The following is a 17,902-nucleotide window of genomic DNA, read 5'->3' as shown; positions in this document are numbered from 1 at the left end:
GTTTGTTTGTGCCTTTTGATTGGGTCATATTTACTTTTTCTGCAGTCCATTCCGTGATATGATTAGGAAATGCAAATGCATGGTTTTCTTATATGCAACTTTAAATCGCATATCCATGAATATTACATATACTATACTTAAAGTGACCCACTTTATTTTGGAGGTTCTTGTTTATGACAACTTACCATTTCATTGGTATCAAAGGAACAGGAATGAGTTCGCTTGCCCAGATTCTTCATGATTCTGGTGAGAAGGTTCAAGGATCAGATGTTGAAAAACGTTTTTTCACTCAAGAAGTTTTAGAATCTAAGAATATAGAAATATTGCCGTTTTCAAAGGGAAACATTCAAGAAGGATTGACGATTATTGCCGGAAATGCTTTTAGTGATGATCATGAGGAAATTCTAGAAGCAAAAGAGCAGGGGTTGTCATTTTATCGCTATCATGAATTTCTGGGAGAGTGGCTGCAAAACTATACCAGTATTGCAGTTACGGGAGCTCACGGCAAAACCTCAACGACCGGGTTATTGGCTCATGTCTTATCCGAAAACTACCCAACTTCGTATCTTATTGGAGATGGTACAGGGAAGGGCCATGAAAATGGTCAGTATTTTGCTTTTGAGGCATGTGAATATCGACGTCACTTTCTTTCATACGAACCGGATTATGCCATCATGACCAATATTGATTTTGATCACCCTGATTATTTCAGTAGTGTCGATGATGTATTCCAGGCTTTTCAGGAAATGGCGAAACAAGTGAAAAAGGGAATCATTGCTTGTGGAGACGATGAGCATCTTCAACACATTCAAGCAAACGTACCGGTTCTGTATTATGGACTGGCAGATACCAATGATTTCCAAGCTCAGAACATAACCGAAACCTCAGAAGGTACTTCTTTTGATGTTTTTGTAAGGAACAATTATTATGATACCTTTACCATTCCTCAGTTTGGCAACCACACGGTATTGAATGCGTTAAGTGTCATAGCGTTGTGTCACTATGAAAACATGCAGCCAGAGGAAATAAAGAAGCTTGCTACTTTTAAGGGTGTCAAACGAAGGTTTACAGAAAAACAGTGGCATGATCAGATATTAGTAGATGATTATGCACACCATCCAATCGAGATTACCGCTACGATCGAGACCGCTCGTAAAAAGTATAAGGACCGTCCTGTAGTCGCTATCTTTCAACCTCATACATTCACAAGAACGAAAACGTTCCTAAATGAATTTGCAGAAAGTCTGAACGAAGCGGATGAAGTCTATCTTTGCGATATCTTTGGCTCCGCACGAGAAAATGAAGGGAAGTTGACCATCAATCATTTGCAAGAACTGATCCCGGACTCTCGTGTATTACAATTGGAGGAAGTTGAACAACTCTCAGCGCATGACAATGGTGTTCTATTGTTTATGGGAGCGGGAGACATTCAAAAATTCCAAGAAGCTTATGAAAAACACAGTGAGTAAAAAAACATGCGGCTTGTAACAAAGTCGCATGTTTTTTTACTCTAAGAGAATGTTCTGGAGGGTCAACTGGCCGACTTATTGGACTGAATTCTGTTCCTTAAGGACTCGGTTTCTTATTTATATTATCCACTGTCGGAAGATTTTCACCGTGAGGAATTTTCGTAATTTAGAGCGGCTACACCTAAATACAACCGTCTCGGAAAAGCAACGGTTTAGAACTTTTCTCTTACTAAAAAGATATTTTTATAGAAGGAAAAATGGAAAAGGAAACTTTTTTGAACAAATAGCCCAAATGTTGAAGGATTTTGGAGATTGAATAGCGAATTAGTCCATTTATAGAAGCCACCACGTTTAGAAATGCCCGTTTAGGGAATAAACTAAACTGTGTTGATTACATAAGAAGGAGTGTGCAGGGGGAATGATTATTATTCTGTACATTGCTGCATTGATTGCAGCAGTGGCTTTTGCTGTTCTTGTCATATTTCTGGCGAGGACACTCACGGCCGTGCGCCGTACAATGAACAACGTTGCTGACACACTTGAGGGTGTGGAGAAGCAAATGGAAGGAATCACCCTAGAGACAACCGAGCTCTTGAATAAAACCAATAAATTGGCTGAAGATGTCGGAGAAAAGTCACAGAAGTTGAATACTTTAGTAGACGGAGTCAAAGGTATTGGTGACACAGTTCAAGAGTTCAATCAGTCCATTCGGTCTGTATCCAAAGGGCTAACCCAGTCAGCCCAGGATAACACGGATACAGCAGCTCAAGCCATGAAATGGGGGCAAGTTGCCATCAATTTATGGAAAAAAGCGAAGAAAGAAGAGACTAAATCTTAAGGAGGAATTCAGTTATGGGTCAAAAAAATCAACAAAATGGAAATGGAAAAGATTTCGTACTAGGTTCCTTAATTGGTGGGCTCGTTGGAGCTGCCGTAGCCTTACTGTTCGCACCAAAGTCCGGACGTGAACTTAGAGAAAATATCAACAGCAGCTCTAGTGAATGGAAAGAGCGTGCAGGCGAATGGAAAGACGTCGCTTATGAAAAAAGCGGGGAGTGGAAAGAGAAAGCCGTAGAATCTTCCTCTCAGCTTTCTAAAAACGTAACAGAAAAATCACAGCAGTTCAGTGGAGCTGTAAAAGATAAAGTGAAGGGCTTCCGTACTAACGAAGAAGATGAAGCAGAAAAAGCAGCTCAAGAAGTAGCAGAAGCTATTGAAGAAGCTGCACAAGAGCTTGAAAAGCAACAAGATTCCACGACATCATCTAATTTATAATGAAAAGTGAGATGAAGGTTGAACGGCAACCTTCATCTTTTCTGTTGAAGGAGGACTAAACTTGAATAAAGAAGTAATTAAAAACAATGACGAATTTATCAACACCCTGGAAGCTAATCAGGAGTTTTTTTTACTAAAACATAGTCTAACCTGCCCGATCAGTTCAGCTGCTCAGCAGCAATTCGATCGTTTTGCTGAAGAGACATCTGTGCCATGCTTTATTCTTTATGTACAGGAATCAAGAGGATTATCTAACCATATTGCTGAATTCACAGGAATCCGTCACGAGTCTCCTCAAGTCATTCAATTTCAAGAAGGAGAAGCTGTTTGGCATGACAGTCATTCGGCAATTACAAAAGAAAGATTATTAGGAGTATAGTTTCCACAAGGCCTGCGAAAAAACAGGCCTTTTTTTGTTTCGCTCACCACCTTTCAGGCAAACTTTTACATAAAGAATTTCATAAAAACCTTTTCTTAGGGGTGACATCTGTCTAAATATTAGCTATAATTGTCCCTAATTCTTTAAGTAATTATCCATTTCATAACATTAAAATTCTTTGTAGGGGGACGAACATAATGAGTAATCAAAATCTTGACCAATTACGTAGCCAATTAGATGAGGTTAATTTACAGCTTCTGAATTTAATCAATAAACGCGGTGATCTGGTAAAGGAAATTGGTCAAATCAAAGAGCAGCAAGGGATGAACCGCTTCGATCCAGTAAGGGAAAGAGCAATGCTCAATCAGCTGTCTCAACATAATAAGGGTCCTTTCGAGGATTCAACAATCGTTCACTTATTCAAAGAAATATTCAAAGCAGCCTTGGAGCTTCAAGAAGATGATCACAGGAAAGCCCTTCTTGTATCCAGGAAGAAGAAACCTGAAGACACTGTTGTAGAAATTAAAGGAGAGAAGGTAGGAAGTGGAGCACCTTCCTTCATTATGGGACCTTGTTCCGTAGAAAGTTATGAACAAGTGTCAACGGTCGCAAAAGCTGTGAAAGACCAGGGTCTTAAACTATTGCGTGGAGGTGCTTTCAAACCGAGAACGTCTCCTTACGACTTCCAGGGTCTGGGTATCGAAGGTTTGAAAATGCTCAAGCAAGCAGCTGACGAACAAGATTTGGCAGTCGTCAGTGAGATTGTAAACCCTGCGGATCTTGAAGAAGCGTTGGATTACTTGGATGTCATTCAAATCGGAGCACGCAACATGCAGAACTTTGAACTTCTTAAAGCAGCGGGTTCTGTGAATAAGCCAGTCCTATTAAAAAGAGGAATGTCTGCTACAATCTCTGAATTCATTAATGCAGCAGAATACATCATCTCGAGAGGAAACGAAAATATTATCCTCTGTGAGCGTGGCATTCGAACGTACGAGAAAGCCACAAGAAACACCCTTGACATCTCTGCTGTCCCAATTTTGAAGCAGGAAACTCACTTGCCTGTCATGGTGGATGTCACGCACTCTACCGGACGACGTGACCTACTGCTTCCAGCTGCAAAAGCTGCTCTAGCCATCGGTGCTGATGGTGTTATGGCGGAGGTTCACCCAGATCCAGCTGTTGCCCTGTCAGATTCAGCACAACAAATGGATATTCCTACCTTCCATTCTTTCATGGAAGAATTAAAAAAGTAATTTAAAGCCTCAAATGTAACGAGTACGATAGTAGGCAAATCAAATGATAAAAAGAGTTAGGCTGGTTACCCCGCCTAACTTTTTTTGTGTTTTTCAGGAACACTCATAGGACGATTCTGTGGATGACTTATTTATGGAGTTTTACTATATCTTATCCTTTTGCAGCGAAACCGCTATCCGTTATAATATTTAGGGTATAATAATACTGAGAAAAACTACGAATATTGCGCGGGTAAGCGATTTATCGTATGATTATCCTATTGAACAAAAATGAACGCTTGGATTTGATGAAGGAGGATGCATGATGAATGTAACAATATATGATGTAGCAAGAGAGGCAAATGTTTCGATGGCAACGGTATCAAGGGTGGTTAATGGAAACCCGAATGTAAAACCGGCCACCCGGAAAAAAGTACATGATGCCATTGAAAGACTGGGGTACCGACCGAACGCTGTTGCTCGTGGATTAGCAAGTAAGAAAACAACGACCGTTGGAGTGATCATCCCTGATATCTCCAGTATTTTCTTTGCCGAGCTAGCGCGTGGAATTGAAGATATCGCGACCATGTACAATTACAATATTATTTTGAGTAACTCCGATCAGAATAAAGATAAAGAACTTCACTTAATCAATGCCATGTTAGGGAAACAAGTAGATGGCCTGATCTTCATGGGCGGAGATATTACAGAAGATCACATCCGTGAATTCAAAACATCTTCTGTACCAATTGCTCTTGCTGCCACAGTGGATCAGACAAAAGAAACCCCATCTGTAAATATTAATTATGAAGAAGCGGCTTATGATGCAACAAAGCTTTTGCTTGAGAACAACAAACAAATCGCATTTATCTCAGGACCTGAAGATACGGTCATTAATACTGAAAAAGTAGAAGGGTTCAAGCGTGCCATGAAAGAAAGTGGTGAAGACCAGCCAGAAAAGTGGATGGTTACAGGAGATTATTCCTACGATTCTGGACTTGAAGCACTTGAACAGATTGTAGAGATGGACAGCCAGCCAACGGCTATTTTCGTTTCTTCAGATGAGATGGCTCTTGGTGTTATACACGGGGCACAAGACCGCGGCATTCGTGTTCCAGAGGATATGGAAGTCTTCGGGTTCGATAATACTCGTCTAGCTACCATGGTCCGTCCTACGCTATCTACAGTGGTACAGCCTATGTATGATATTGGTGCTGTGGCTATGCGTCTACTCACGAAGTTCATGAATAAAGAAGAAGTGGAAGAGCAGAACGTTATTTTACCGCATAGAATTATCGAAAGAAACTCAACTCAGCAGAAATAGTACCGATATATGTACTATAAGGTACTTGTTCGAAACTGAGGAGAGAGTGGAATGACAAAAAAAGATTTATTGACTCCCATCGGAATCACAATCGGTTTTGCCATGGTCATGTTTGGGATCATGGCAAACGCTGGTTTTGGAGGATTCAAGTCATTTATTCAAGTGTCTTCGATCTTTATCGTCCTTGGGGGACTTGCAGCAGCGATTCTAGTAAACTTCAATATGAATGAAGTGAAGCTGACTTTCCGAGTGATGAAAGAGGCTTTTAATAAAAATGACATGAATTTGAGAGAGTTGATTGCTTTATTCGTAAGCTTATCTGAGAAAGCAAGGAGAGAAGGCTTACTTGCTCTTGAGACAGAATTGGAAGAAGTGGAAGATCCTTTTATTAAAAAGGGAATCCTTCTTGCTGTAGATGGAATAGAACCTGAAGTCATCAACGACATTATGAACGCAGAGATTGTGGCTGTTGAAGAGCGCCATCAAAAAGGCAGAGCCATTATTGAAAAAGCAGGGGAATACGCACCTGCATGGGGGATGATTGGTACTTTGATTGGTCTTGTTCTAATGTTGAACACTCTTTCTTCTCCAGAGACTCTCGGTCCAAAAATGGCTGTCGCATTACTGACTACTTTTTACGGTACATTACTGGCAAACCTCGTATTCATTCCGATGGCAGGTAAGCTGGAAAATAAAACCGACCAGGAAATTTTCACAATGCAAGTCATCATTGAAGGTGTCATCGGTGTTCAGTCAGGGCAAAACCCGAAAATTCTTGAGGAAAAATTAAGTGCTTTCTTACCCAAAGATGATAAAAAATCTGCTGATACAGAGCAAGAAGATGAAGCTCTGGGGGGAGCAGCTAATGAAGCGTAGGAGGCAAAAGGGGAAAAAAGAAGGTGCACCGAAATGGATGACTACATATGCCGATATGATCACCTTAGTCCTGGTGTTTTTTATTCTTTTATTTTCCATGTCCCAGATCAATCTAGTTAAATTTGAGGCTATAGCTGATTCTTTTCGCAACCGGATGATTTTTGATTTTTATCCATCCGCGGTAGAAAGTGATTACCCTACAGAACAAACAAAGGTCCAAGAAAATGGGGAAATGAATAATGAGTTTGAGACACCTGCGGATGAACAGGATAATAGGACTGAACAAGAAGAAAAAGTGGAAGACCTTGAGAATCTGAAGCGGGAAGTCGATGAATATTTAAAGGAAAACGAGCTCAGTGATATCATTGCTGCCACTCAAACAGAAAGGGGCGTTGTTCTTGTATTAGAAGAACAATTGCTGTTTGAAACGAGCCGTGCTGAGATTTTGGATGGGGCTAAACCTTTTTTAATGAAAGTCGGAACCTTGTTAACGAAGATACCTAATTTCGTCAAAGTAGAAGGTCATACCGATAATCGGCAGATCAACACGTATCGTTATCCTTCAAACTGGGAATTGTCCGGTGCGAGAGCAAGCAGCGTCATTCGCTATATCATTGCAAACACTAAAGGGTTAGATCCCAAGCGTTTTACTGCTGTCGCTTATGGGGAAACCAGGCCTGTAGCACCGAATGATTCGGAAGAAAATTGGAGTAAGAACCGAAGGGTTGAAATTGTAATCCTGGATCCGGATTATGAGAGCCCCTCTACTTAACAGAAGCCACTACTTCATAAGTAGTGGCTTTTTTTTATTCACATCGAATTGAATTTTTTTTGGTTGTAGATTAATTGTAAAGCTTTCTCTAAAACCTTTTTATTCTTTTCTGTTATTTCTTTACGGCGTGGGATGGGTTTACATGCCCCTGGGGGATCATGCCATGTATCAATCAATGTCACTGGAGATTCCTTTTGCCACTTTTGAACCCATTCCACTGGCAAGGGTCCTTGAAAAGGAGTTTGATCGTTCATTACTTTCCAGATTTGTGACCAGGCACGTGGAACCACTCTCCAGATGTCATATCCACCCCCTCCGAGGGCAACCCATTTTCCTTCGCAGTATTCGTGAGCGAGTTCATGAGCCAATTTAGGAATGGCTTCATAAATTTTCATAGTAGAGCACAAATGAGTCAAAGGGTCAAAATGGTGGGCATCCGCGCCATTTTGAGTGACAATGACATCTGGTCTGAAGAAATCCACAATCTCTCTGAAAGCGGATTCATAAACATTTAAGAAAGATTCGTCCTCCGTAAAGGCATCAATAGGTATATTGAATGAGTATCCGTAGCCTTCTTTGAGTCCGCGTTCATTTACATTCCCAGTCCCAGGGAAGAGGTAGCGCCCGGTTTCATGTATAGAAAAAGTGCATACGTTCGGATCATCATAAAAAGCCCATTGGACACCATCCCCGTGGTGTGCATCGGTATCTACATACAAGACTTTAGCTTTATACTTCTCTCGAATGTATTTAATTCCTACCGATCCATCGTTATAGATGCAAAACCCGGAAGCTTTACGTTCAAATCCGTGGTGCAAGCCACCGCCAAGATTCAATGCGTGCTGTACTTTTCCTTCCATGACTGCATCTATAGCAGATAAGGTACTCCCGACCAATAATTGAGAAGCTTTATGCATGCCTTTAAAAATCGGAGTATCTTCAGTACCTATCCCGTATTCCATCCCCTCATCTTCTGTCAATAACCCTTGCCCTGCTTTCTTGACAGCTTCGATATACTTTTTACTGTGCGCCAGAGCCAATTCCTTTTCAGTAGCCAAACGTGGAGCAATCATGTCCTTGTCGGATAACGCACCTGCAGATTCCAACAACTCTTTTGTCATAACTACACGTTGTTGATTGAAAGGGTGATCGTCACGAAAGCGGTAGTTTGTAAATTCTTCGGAGTACACAAACCCAGCTTGACATGTCATGATGGGATCCCTGGCATTTGAGGCCATAATACTTCGTAGCCTTCGGTTTTTAAGTCTTCAATCGTAGGCAGGGGATTCATCGTCTGAATTCTTACGACAATGATTTTGTATTTAGGGTCAGGCTTATAAGGATAAATGAGGACGGAACTAATATTCACTTTTCTTTTACCAAAAACTTGAGTGACCTGCGGGAGTATTCCTGGTTTGTTTACTACTTTCACTTCAATTTGTGAACTTTGAACGTGCGTGCCGGTCAGTTGTATGAGCGTGTACAGCATATCTTTCTCAGTAATGATTCCGACCAGTTTTTCATCCCTAGTCACGGGAACGCAGGCTATTTCCTGTTCATAAAAGATTGAGGCCACTTCTTCTACAAAGTCCAGCGGGTGAACCGTTGTTACGGGTGAGGTCATGATGGAACGTATGGGGTTTTTAAGCTCTTCATGAATGGTTTCCTTGTCGAATATTGAAGGACTTGCATCTCTAACATCACGGTCAGAGACGATTCCTATGACTTCATTTTCTTCATTTACTATCGGGATATGACGAATGTGATATTCGTGAAGCAGTTTCAGTGCTTTTTCAATGGTTTCTTCAGGCGAAAGTGTAATGACTTTTTCTTTCATGATTTCTTCCACTAACATTTAACTACCTCCTCGTCTGTCGGTATTGATGTCTGGTTAAGAACCGTAGTCGATCAAATTGCTCTACAGATTGCTCGGGAACATGCTGGCCAATTTTCACCATCAGACAGTTCGCTGGATGGGATATGATTTCAGGATCATCAGTAGGAGAAGGAGTGAGACCGCCTGCTGCCATCATTTTTTCCATGACTTTCCGGTAATTCCAAATGTTCAGTCCTGTTCCTTTGAGATCCCAATGCCAATAATATTCGGTGGAAATGATGATGTAGTTTTCCATATACTCATCCATCATAGATACTTTTAAGAGGCGTGAGCCAATCCGATAGCCTCTGAACTTTGGAATGACTTCTATGGCCCCAAGCTCTATGAGATCTTCCATACTTCCTTCTGACCATCTTTCAAGAGGATCTGGGTGCAAGTAGGTCACATACCCGATAATCTCTTCATTGTGTCTTGCTATAATGATGCGCCCTTCTTCGAAGTCTGCGATTCCTTTGATCGCCTCAAATTGCTTTTCTGGAGGACGAAAAGCCGTCAAACCTTCGTGGAATGTGTACTTCTCAAGATCTTCTGAGGGCAATGGACCTTCAACGATGACAGGTCCATGTTCTGTGTCAAATGCCTCGTAATGATAGGTTTTTTCGTGATTCATTCAGCCACCACCTGTCATAGATTAATAGATTATTTTGCTAATTTCCTCCATTATACATGAAACCCTACAAACTTTTCATGGGAATAGAAAAATCCGACCGGCTAGCCGATCGGATTTTAATCATTGTGAAGATTTTATTATGCGTCGGATTCATCTTCTGAATCCGAATCATTTCCCCCTGAATTTTCTCCAGAACCAGAGTCTTCTCCTGAGTCATCGTCTCCGGAACCATTGTCTTCTGAATCATCGTTCCCACTTGAATCTTCATCATTAGAATTTCCTTCGCCGGAGTTACTTTCTCCAGAATCATCTTCGTCTGTGTCACTTGAGTTTCCGTCCCCTTCATTGGAGTTGGAAGAACCATCGCCACCTTCAGAATTATCTCCACCATCATTTGTAGAAGAATCTTCATCGTTAGAAGGTTCGGGTTCGCCAGGATTACCTACCGTTGTTGTTCCGGACAACTCTGAAGATTCCCCGAAATAATCAACGGCTCTTACAGCATAGATCCCGCTTTTTCCTGAGAAACCGAGGGAGTTGTCTGTCGTATTTCCGACAAACTTAAATGATCCTCCTGGTGTAGAAGCGCGATAGACACGGTATCCTACAACATCGCTGCTGGACGAAGGTGTCCAGGAAATTGAAGATCCGCTGGCGCTCACAGAACTTGGTGGAGCGGGTGCCTGTCCATCATTATCAATAGAAGAGGCGGTAGATCCTATACTCTCTGTTGAAGGTAGAGCTACTTTGGACCATGCACCTGAGTTTGGTAACAGTTCTCTTAACACTTCAGAACTCGTGTATCCATTTTCTTCTAAGAATTCAGGGGCAAGTGTAACCCCGCCACCATCGATGATGAATTCGCCAGGTGTATTTGGACCTGCTACAACAAGTTGATCTTTGACACGTACAAAATCACCGCTGATCAAGCTGTCATCTACTTTTGTTGGTGCATGGTCTGCATCATATAGATCTTTCTTTGCAAGACCGATAGAAGAACAGAGGTCTGATGCAAGCAATCCTGATGTAGCGCAATAGGAACGTGTCACCAAACCACCAGGGCTTTGGAAATCATCAGAAGGAATCATCAGTTCAGGACGTAATTCGGAGACGGCATTGACGACGTCTGCCCATAATCCTTGAGTCCGCTGGTTATAATTTAAGTTCTGCATGTTTCCTTCAGCGAAACCTGTCCACATGCCGACTGTGACATTAGGGTTTGTTGCTACAAACCAGGAGTCTCGGGTTGATTGGGAGGTACCAGTTTTTCCAGCCCAGTCAACACCTCGATTGTATAGCATACCGCGTACTCTTGACCCTGTTCCGTATTCCAATACATCACGCATGACATCAATGGTTAGGTAAGCGGCCTGTGGGCTATATACTTCTGTTTCTTCTACTTGATGTTCGTAGATTTTCTCTCCATCTTTCGTTTCAATCTTTTCAATCATATATGCATCTACGAATTTACCCATGTTTCCGAAAGTCGCATAGGCATTTACGTTTTGTTCTACTGTTATTCCTTTAGTTAAGCCTCCAAGAGCCATGGATTCAGCTTCGTAATCATTATAAACTTTGCCATTTATTGTGACATTTTTTAATAAATTTTCTTTCATACCCATTTTCTCAAGATAGTTCTCAACCGGGTTCTTATCTTTAATTTTGTTATATTGCTTTACTGCTGGTACGTTGTAAGATTGGGCTAAAGCATATCTTGCAGATACAAAACCACGGTGATTCCTTGAAAAGTTTCTTACTTCTTTATATGGTGGAGCTTCATAATTGTAAGGAACATCTGCAATGACTGAGCCTGGTTGGGCTTCTCCCATGTCAAAACTTGGACCATAAACTAGTAATGGTTTCATTGTACTACCATTTGAGCGGGCAGCCTGAGTTGCGTGGTTCATGTTTTCTTTCTCAAAGTCATAACCGCCTATGAAACCATGAATTCTACCGGTTGAATTTTCTATGATGACACTTCCTAATTGAAGGGGAGATTTTACTTTAATTTCTTTTCCTTCTTCATCGTAGGCCGTTTTCTGACCAATAGGCCAATTTCCGTCCTTATAGGAGTCTCTTACTTTCTGCATAGCGTCATAAACTTCTTTGTCTAGTGTGGTATGAATCTGGTAACCGCCGGAAGAGAGTTCGCGCTCTGCCATGGTGTCATATTCTTCTGTTAGTTCTTCATCTTCTTCAAGGTCTTCTTCAGTATGACCGTTTTCTTTCATTAAGTGCTCTTTAATTAGTTCTTTTGCTCTGCTTTGGACTTCCTGGTTAATCGCAGGATAAGTACCTAGGACAGTAGCTTTTGGATCTGTAAGTGTTTCTTCATTGATCTGAAACTTCATTGCTTCCTCATACTCGGCCTCAGTAATATACCCGGCTTCATGCATCCGCTCCAGAACTTCATGCATGCGGTCGATTCCCGCTTCTAAATTCTCTGGTTCTTTAATCGTTCCGTCATTATAAAAAGGGGTATATCCGAAAGGGGATTGAGGCAATCCTGCAATATAAGCGGATTGTGCTAAGGACAAGTCTTTAGCATCCACACCAAAAATCCCTTGAGCGGCTGTTTGGACACCTGCGACATTTTGTCCATTCGCATTTCTTCCAAAAGGCACAATGTTTAAATAAGCTTCCAAAATTTCATCTTTATCTAGGAATCGTTCAATCCTCAAAGCGAGGAGCATTTCTTTCGCTTTACGCTCGAATGATACTTCGTTCGTCAAGATCTGGTTTTTGACCAGTTGCTGGGTCAAAGTACTTCCACCTGTTTTTACGGAGGAGTTCGTCACTTCTTGAACGACAGCTCGCATAACCGCTTTTGGAACGACACCTTTGTGTTCCCCGAAATATTCATCCTCTGTTGCGATGACGGCATTTTTTAGATCTTCACTGACCTGATCCAATTGGACTTCCTCACGATAGAGGTCCGACCTGACATCCCCGATCTCTGTTTCATCACTGAATAACATGGTCGAGGTCTCTGAATAGTTATAAATCGTTTCTTTCATTTGCTCTTCACTTCTAACCTCTTCATCTTTCACAAGAGAAGCGAAATAGCCGGCACCTACACCACCTGCGAAGAATAACCCGATAACACCGATGATGATAAAAAATAAGATGACGTTCCAAACGACATCATAGGTGATCCGGCCATTTTTCTGGAGGGTGCCATTCTGCCATAAAGCACGTATATCCAGCTTATTTCGCCCGTTTTCCGGTTTATTAGACATGATAATACCTCCTAAAAAATCCACCAATATTATAACACACCGGAGGGAGATAGGATATCGTTCTACTCCTGGTTTATTGCTTTTTGGTTTGTGTTGTGATAAATATATACATAGATGAATATATGTGCGTGGAAGGACTGGAGTAAAAAACAATTCCCTGTTTCAGAGAGCCGGCGGTGGGTGAGAGTCGGTACATAGTTGTTTTTGAATTACGACCTGGAGCATTCTTCTGGTATCAATCAGAAGACGGTTAAATGCCGTTATCGATCGGAGTGGCACATGACAGGAGTGTGCAACAAGGGTGGTACCGCGAGACCTCGTCCCTTTTTACAGGGGGTGAGGTCTTTTTTGTTTTCAGAAAATTCATCTCTAAGACCTTAGCACAAGTTTACTTATAAAGATTGAGGAGTGATCCAATGGATATTTTGAAGGATTTGCAACAACGTGGTTTGATCAATCAGATGACAGACGAAGAGGGTTTGAAAAAGCACCTGGAAACGACACAAGTAACGCTTTACTGTGGCTTTGATCCGACAGCTGACAGCCTTCATATTGGACATCTGCTTCCTGTTCTCATGTTGAAGAGATTCCAACAAGCAGGACACCGTCCCATTGCCCTTGTGGGTGGGGGCACAGGCATGATTGGTGACCCGAGTGGCCGATCTAGTGAGAGACAACTGAACAGCGCAGAGGTCGTTCACGGGTACAGTGAGAGCATCAAGGAGCAACTAGCGAAGATCCTTAATTTTGATGAGGGAGAAAATGCAGCAGTTGCCCGTAATAACCATGAGTGGCTGTCGCAAATGACGATCATTGATTTCCTGCGAGATACAGGGAAACATTTTGGGATCAACTATATGCTGGCAAAGGATTCCGTAGAATCCCGTATTGAACAGGGCATCAGTTATACTGAATTCTCGTACATGATTTTGCAGTCCCTTGATTTCCAACAGTTGTATAGAAAAGAGAATTGTACACTTCAAATTGGTGGAAGCGATCAGTGGGGGAACATCACTGCAGGGCTTGAATTGCTGAGAAGAGAAGCTGCTGGAGAAGAAGAAGTGGAAGCCTATGGTTTGACTGTACCTTTGATTACGAAAGCGGATGGGTCGAAGTTTGGGAAGACAGCTGGTGGAGCAATCTGGCTTGATCCAGAGAAAACGTCCCCGTACGAATTCTATCAGTTCTGGATCAACGCAGATGATCGTGATGTGATCCGTTTCTTGAAGTATTTCACGTTCCTGAGTTTAGAAGAAATTGCTGAACTGGAAAAAGAAGTAGAGCATCAACCAGAAAAACGTGTGGCTCAACGCCGTCTAGCTGAAGAAATGACCAAACTCGTCCATGATGAGGAAGCATTAAAACAAGCCGAGCGCATTTCTGCTGCGTTGTTCAGTGGCGATATTAAAGCTTTATCAGGTGCTGAAATTGAACAAGGGTTCAAAGATGTCCCTACCTACACGTCTGAAGAGAAAGAGCCGCAGCTGCTGGATCTTCTTGTTACTGCAGGCATTTCTTCTTCCAAGCGTCAGGCTCGGGAAGACATTGGTAATGGTGCCGTTTATATAAACGGAGAGCGGAATCAGGACCTCAAACATACGATTAGTGAGGAAGACCGTATTGAGGATCGTTTTACTATCATCCGTCGTGGTAAGAAAAAGTATTTCTTGATTAAGTTCCAATAATAATAGCAAGGAGGCAGACCTGATGGGTCTGCCTCTTTGCTTATATGGGGTGGAAAAGACCCCTTCATTATTTTATTGCATAAAAAAGCACCGTTGGATTGTTTACACAATCCAACGGTGCTTTTGTTGTAGATCTGCAAAAGCAGATATTAACGAGAGTAGAATTCAACGATAAGAGCTTCGTTGATTTCAGAAGGAAGCTCAGAACGCTCAGGGAAACGAGTGTACGTTCCTTCACGCTTGTCTTCGTCGAAAGTAAGGTATTCTGGTACGAAGTTGTTTACTTCGATCGCTTCTTCTACGACGTTAAGCTTTTGAGATTTTTCACGAAGGCTGATCATTTGACCAGGAGCTACGCGGTAAGATGGGATATCAACGCGTCCACCATCTACAGTTACGTGACCGTGAGTAACTAGCTGACGAGCTTGGTTGCGCGTACGAGCTAGACCTAGACGGTAAACGATATTATCCAAACGGGATTCAAGAAGGATCATGAAGTTTTCACCGTGGATCCCTTTCATGTTACCCGCTTCTTCAAACAAACGACGGAATTGACGCTCAGTCAAACCGTACATGAAACGAAGCTTCTGCTTCTCTTGTAGTTGAAGACCGAATTCGGATAGTTTTTTACGTTGATTTGGACCATGTTGTCCAGGAGCGTAAGGGCGCTTTTCAAGCTCCTTACCAGTTCCGCTTAAAGAAATACCATAACGACGTGATTTTTTCCAGGTTGGACCTGTATAACGTGCCATAGGAATTTCCTCCTTTTTATTTTATTTTGCATAAAATAAAAACAGTGTGTCCCTTCGGTCATTGCTCATTATGTTTTCATGCACCTTCGCCCCAGCAGCAGAGAGTTACACGATGCACCTCAAGTAAGAGGAACAAAATGGTGACAATGGTGGTTCACATAGGCTGCCATTTATTTTACACAACGAATATTGTAATCTTATTAGAGGTGGAAGTCAAGGGGTAATTCGAAAATGATATAGTGGTTGGAGAGGATAGGAGAAAAACCTGACATTCCTTTGTACTGTTCCTAATCTTATATTCTTGAAAAGTTCCTTATTATTCTCCATTCAGAGTTTTTTCAGAAACAATAAAAGTGTGAGGACTCTAGGTAAACAAAAGATATTTTTAAATCGAATAGAAACAAATATATTTTTCCATAATTTCACTCGTTTTTATGATTAAAGTAATGGTACAATGTACTCAAATCGTTTGTTAGGGAAGATAGGTGAATCGCATGGTTGTCCAATCCCTCATGAAAAAGAGAGTTGAAAAGCTACAAAGCCAACTGTACCAATATTTTTTCTCAGAATCACCTTATACGTATGAGCATTTTATTGTCAACCTGACTGATGAAATAAAAGAATTTACTGAAGCCTCTTGTTGTGGGATTTACTTGCTGGATGAGTGGAAAGGTCGTTTTCAATTGCATTCAAAGGATCCGTCTATAAAAGAATCATGGAGAAGCCACTTTCCTCTGGATGATTCGTACACCCAAACGGCAAAAGAACCAGACGTTTATCAAATGGTCAGTGTAATGAACACGCGTTCTTCTGCAAGAGTCACTCCTCTACACTCTGGTCGTACGGTCTTTGGATTCGTTGTACTCGAGGGGCCTTCTCTTGTCCAAATGGAAGAGGAATGGTTACGTGCAATTGGTACAGAAGTTACGAAATTTATAAAAAAGGTCGAGGGTTTTTACACCTCCATGGAGGAAGAGAAGAAATACGAGTTGTTATATAAAGTCACGTCTCATTTCCATTCCTCTATTGATACGGATGGAGTGTTGAAAGAGATCATAGAAACTCTAAGAAAAACCTATCCAGATTTTCAATACTATTTACTTTTGTCAAATGATTATACAATAGATAACCATTTGCCTGTTCGTGAGCTGATCTACGACATGGATCTTGAATCAAGTGCAAGTACGCAAGCTTATTTAACAGGAGAAGTTCAAATCGAAGATCATTTGGTAGAAAAGCGCTCTTTTCTATTTGCTCCTCTAAAAGGAAAACAAGGGGTCTATGGGGTATTAAAAGTCGTCACCCCAGGGTATTTGTATTTTCCAAAGAGAGATGTCGAATTTTTCGTTTTTATTGCAAACACAGCTGGGAAGGCTTTAGAAAACGCCCAGTTATACCAGCAATCAAGAAAGTTAAACAGTGATCTACAATTAATTAACTCTACTTCACAAAAACTCAATTCTACTATGCGATTAACAGAAAAAATAAGGTACATGGCGTATAAAATTCAACAGTTCTTTCATGCGGATGAAGTAGGTTTTGTCACGTATGAAGAACTTTCAAGTCATACCGTTCTTGAGGGGAGTACAGACTATTTTGTTTCTCCAGAATCTAACACGCTTGTCGAATATGTGAAGAAGTCCGTCTCTCATCAAGAGGGACCACTCTTGATGGGTGATCTGGAAGCGGAGCCGATTGAACATGCGCTGCCATACCGCTCATTGATGGCCGTACCGATGAAAGATCATGAACACTTTAGCGGTCTGACCATTGTCCTCCATAGAGATGCCTATTATTTTTCCTTTGAGTCATTTAAACTTCTACAGTCCCTTGCTGCCCATTCAACGCTCGCGTTCGCGAATTCAATCCTGAGAGAAGAATTGGAGAAGGCGGTCATCACTGATTATCTAACCAAATTACATTCCAGGGTGCATTTGGACAGTTGTGTGGAACAACATGTCAAGCAGGATGCGAATGGAAGCTTGATCCTCTTTGATATTGATAATTTCAAGAATATCAATGATACCTACGGACACCAGGTAGGGGACGAGGTTATTTGTCAGGTGGCGGATATTATTAAATCCGTAATTGGAGATAAGGGTCTTGCGGCTCGGTGGGGTGGGGAGGAACTCGCTGTCTATCTTCCGCTGCTGCCATCTGAAAACGCCCATGATCTAACAGAAATGATCCGCGAAAAGATTGCTAAGTCGACTTCCCCAGCCGTAACAGTTTCCTGTGGGATTGCTCCATGGAAGTCAGAGTGGCTTCGGCCGAACAGGAAACAAATTGTTCAGCAGGCAGATCAAGCTTTATATAAAGCAAAAAGTTCTGGGAGAAACAGAATTGTAACGGCTCATCCCATTAAAGAAAGAGGCTGAAAAAGAAGCCG

At 41.7% G+C, this 17,902-nt stretch carries 15 protein-coding genes and 1 other annotated feature; of the genes, 10 read left to right on the top strand and 5 right to left on the bottom strand.

Annotated elements, in window-relative coordinates:
* The first annotated feature begins 173 nt into the window (after window positions 1-173).
* From murC to motS, 8 genes are all read left to right on the top strand, one after another.
* Window positions 174-1,469 (top strand): UDP-N-acetylmuramate--L-alanine ligase, encoded by a 1,296-nt coding sequence (murC, locus tag ACXACN_RS09880; protein WP_474964126.1) that lies wholly within the window; start codon window positions 174-176, stop codon window positions 1,467-1,469.
* A gap of 418 nt (window positions 1,470-1,887) precedes the next feature.
* Window positions 1,888-2,307 carry a DUF948 domain-containing protein gene (locus ACXACN_RS09875; protein ID WP_474964124.1) on the top strand — a complete coding sequence of 140 codons (420 nt, stop codon included), beginning with the start codon at window positions 1,888-1,890 and terminating at the stop codon, window positions 2,305-2,307.
* 14 nt (window positions 2,308-2,321) lie between these two features.
* Window positions 2,322-2,744 (top strand): YtxH domain-containing protein, encoded by a 423-nt coding sequence (locus ACXACN_RS09870; protein WP_474964122.1) that lies wholly within the window; start codon window positions 2,322-2,324, stop codon window positions 2,742-2,744.
* 61 nt (window positions 2,745-2,805) lie between these two features.
* Window positions 2,806-3,123 carry a bacillithiol system redox-active protein YtxJ gene (gene ytxJ, locus ACXACN_RS09865; RefSeq protein WP_474964121.1) on the top strand — a complete coding sequence of 106 codons (318 nt, stop codon included), beginning with the start codon at window positions 2,806-2,808 and terminating at the stop codon, window positions 3,121-3,123.
* A gap of 197 nt (window positions 3,124-3,320) precedes the next feature.
* Window positions 3,321-4,379: a bifunctional 3-deoxy-7-phosphoheptulonate synthase/chorismate mutase gene (locus ACXACN_RS09860; RefSeq protein WP_474964118.1), complete on the top strand. Its 1,059-nt coding sequence runs from the start codon at window positions 3,321-3,323 to the stop codon at window positions 4,377-4,379.
* Between the two features lie 304 nt (window positions 4,380-4,683).
* Window positions 4,684-5,682, top strand: coding sequence for a catabolite control protein A (gene ccpA, locus ACXACN_RS09855; protein WP_474964116.1), 999 nt, complete (start codon window positions 4,684-4,686; stop codon window positions 5,680-5,682).
* A gap of 51 nt (window positions 5,683-5,733) precedes the next feature.
* Window positions 5,734-6,558: a flagellar motor protein MotP gene (gene motP, locus ACXACN_RS09850; RefSeq protein WP_474964114.1), complete on the top strand. Its 825-nt coding sequence runs from the start codon at window positions 5,734-5,736 to the stop codon at window positions 6,556-6,558.
* Window positions 6,548-7,330, top strand: a complete 783-nt coding sequence (gene motS, locus ACXACN_RS09845) for a flagellar motor protein MotS (RefSeq protein WP_474964113.1) — start codon at window positions 6,548-6,550, stop codon at window positions 7,328-7,330. The genes motP and motS overlap by 11 nt, the downstream gene beginning before the upstream one ends.
* A 38-nt stretch (window positions 7,331-7,368) precedes the next feature.
* On the opposite strand, the gene ACXACN_RS09840 is transcribed toward motS, so the two are convergent.
* The 4 genes from ACXACN_RS09840 to ACXACN_RS09825 form a co-directional block, all read right to left on the bottom strand.
* Window positions 7,369-8,541, bottom strand: coding sequence for an acetoin utilization protein AcuC (locus tag ACXACN_RS09840; RefSeq protein ID WP_474964111.1), 1,173 nt, complete (start codon window positions 8,539-8,541; stop codon window positions 7,369-7,371).
* Window positions 8,538-9,185, bottom strand: coding sequence for an acetoin utilization AcuB family protein (locus ACXACN_RS09835; RefSeq protein ID WP_474964110.1), 648 nt, complete (start codon window positions 9,183-9,185; stop codon window positions 8,538-8,540). Before ACXACN_RS09835 ends, ACXACN_RS09840 begins: the two co-directional genes overlap by 4 nt.
* 4 nt (window positions 9,186-9,189) lie before the next feature.
* The gene (locus tag ACXACN_RS09830) at window positions 9,190-9,837 is read right to left on the bottom strand and encodes a GNAT family N-acetyltransferase (RefSeq protein ID WP_474964109.1); all 648 of its coding nucleotides are present in this window, start codon (window positions 9,835-9,837) and stop codon (window positions 9,190-9,192) included.
* 137 nt (window positions 9,838-9,974) lie between these two features.
* Window positions 9,975-13,076, bottom strand: coding sequence for a transglycosylase domain-containing protein (locus tag ACXACN_RS09825; protein WP_474964108.1), 3,102 nt, complete (start codon window positions 13,074-13,076; stop codon window positions 9,975-9,977).
* A gap of 120 nt (window positions 13,077-13,196) precedes the next feature.
* Window positions 13,197-13,404, top strand: a binding site (T-box leader).
* 88 nt (window positions 13,405-13,492) lie between these two features.
* Here ACXACN_RS09825 and tyrS point away from each other — a divergent pair.
* Window positions 13,493-14,761 (top strand): tyrosine--tRNA ligase, encoded by a 1,269-nt coding sequence (gene tyrS, locus ACXACN_RS09820; RefSeq protein WP_474964106.1) that lies wholly within the window; start codon window positions 13,493-13,495, stop codon window positions 14,759-14,761.
* 149 nt (window positions 14,762-14,910) lie between these two features.
* On the opposite strand, the gene rpsD is transcribed toward tyrS, so the two are convergent.
* Window positions 14,911-15,513: a 30S ribosomal protein S4 gene (rpsD, locus tag ACXACN_RS09815; RefSeq protein WP_160916284.1), complete on the bottom strand. Its 603-nt coding sequence runs from the start codon at window positions 15,511-15,513 to the stop codon at window positions 14,911-14,913.
* Between the two features lie 494 nt (window positions 15,514-16,007).
* On the opposite strand from rpsD, the gene ACXACN_RS09810 reads away from it, so the two are divergent.
* A complete protein-coding gene (locus tag ACXACN_RS09810; RefSeq protein ID WP_474964104.1) occupies window positions 16,008-17,891 on the top strand; it encodes a sensor domain-containing diguanylate cyclase in 1,884 nt (627 codons plus the stop codon).
* Window positions 17,892-17,902: the final 11 nt, after the last annotated feature.

This window comes from Halobacillus sp. AWM4_238 (genome assembly GCF_056158265.1).
Note: the sequence above shows the minus strand (reverse complement) of the source record. Positions and strands in the feature narration are given on the sequence as shown.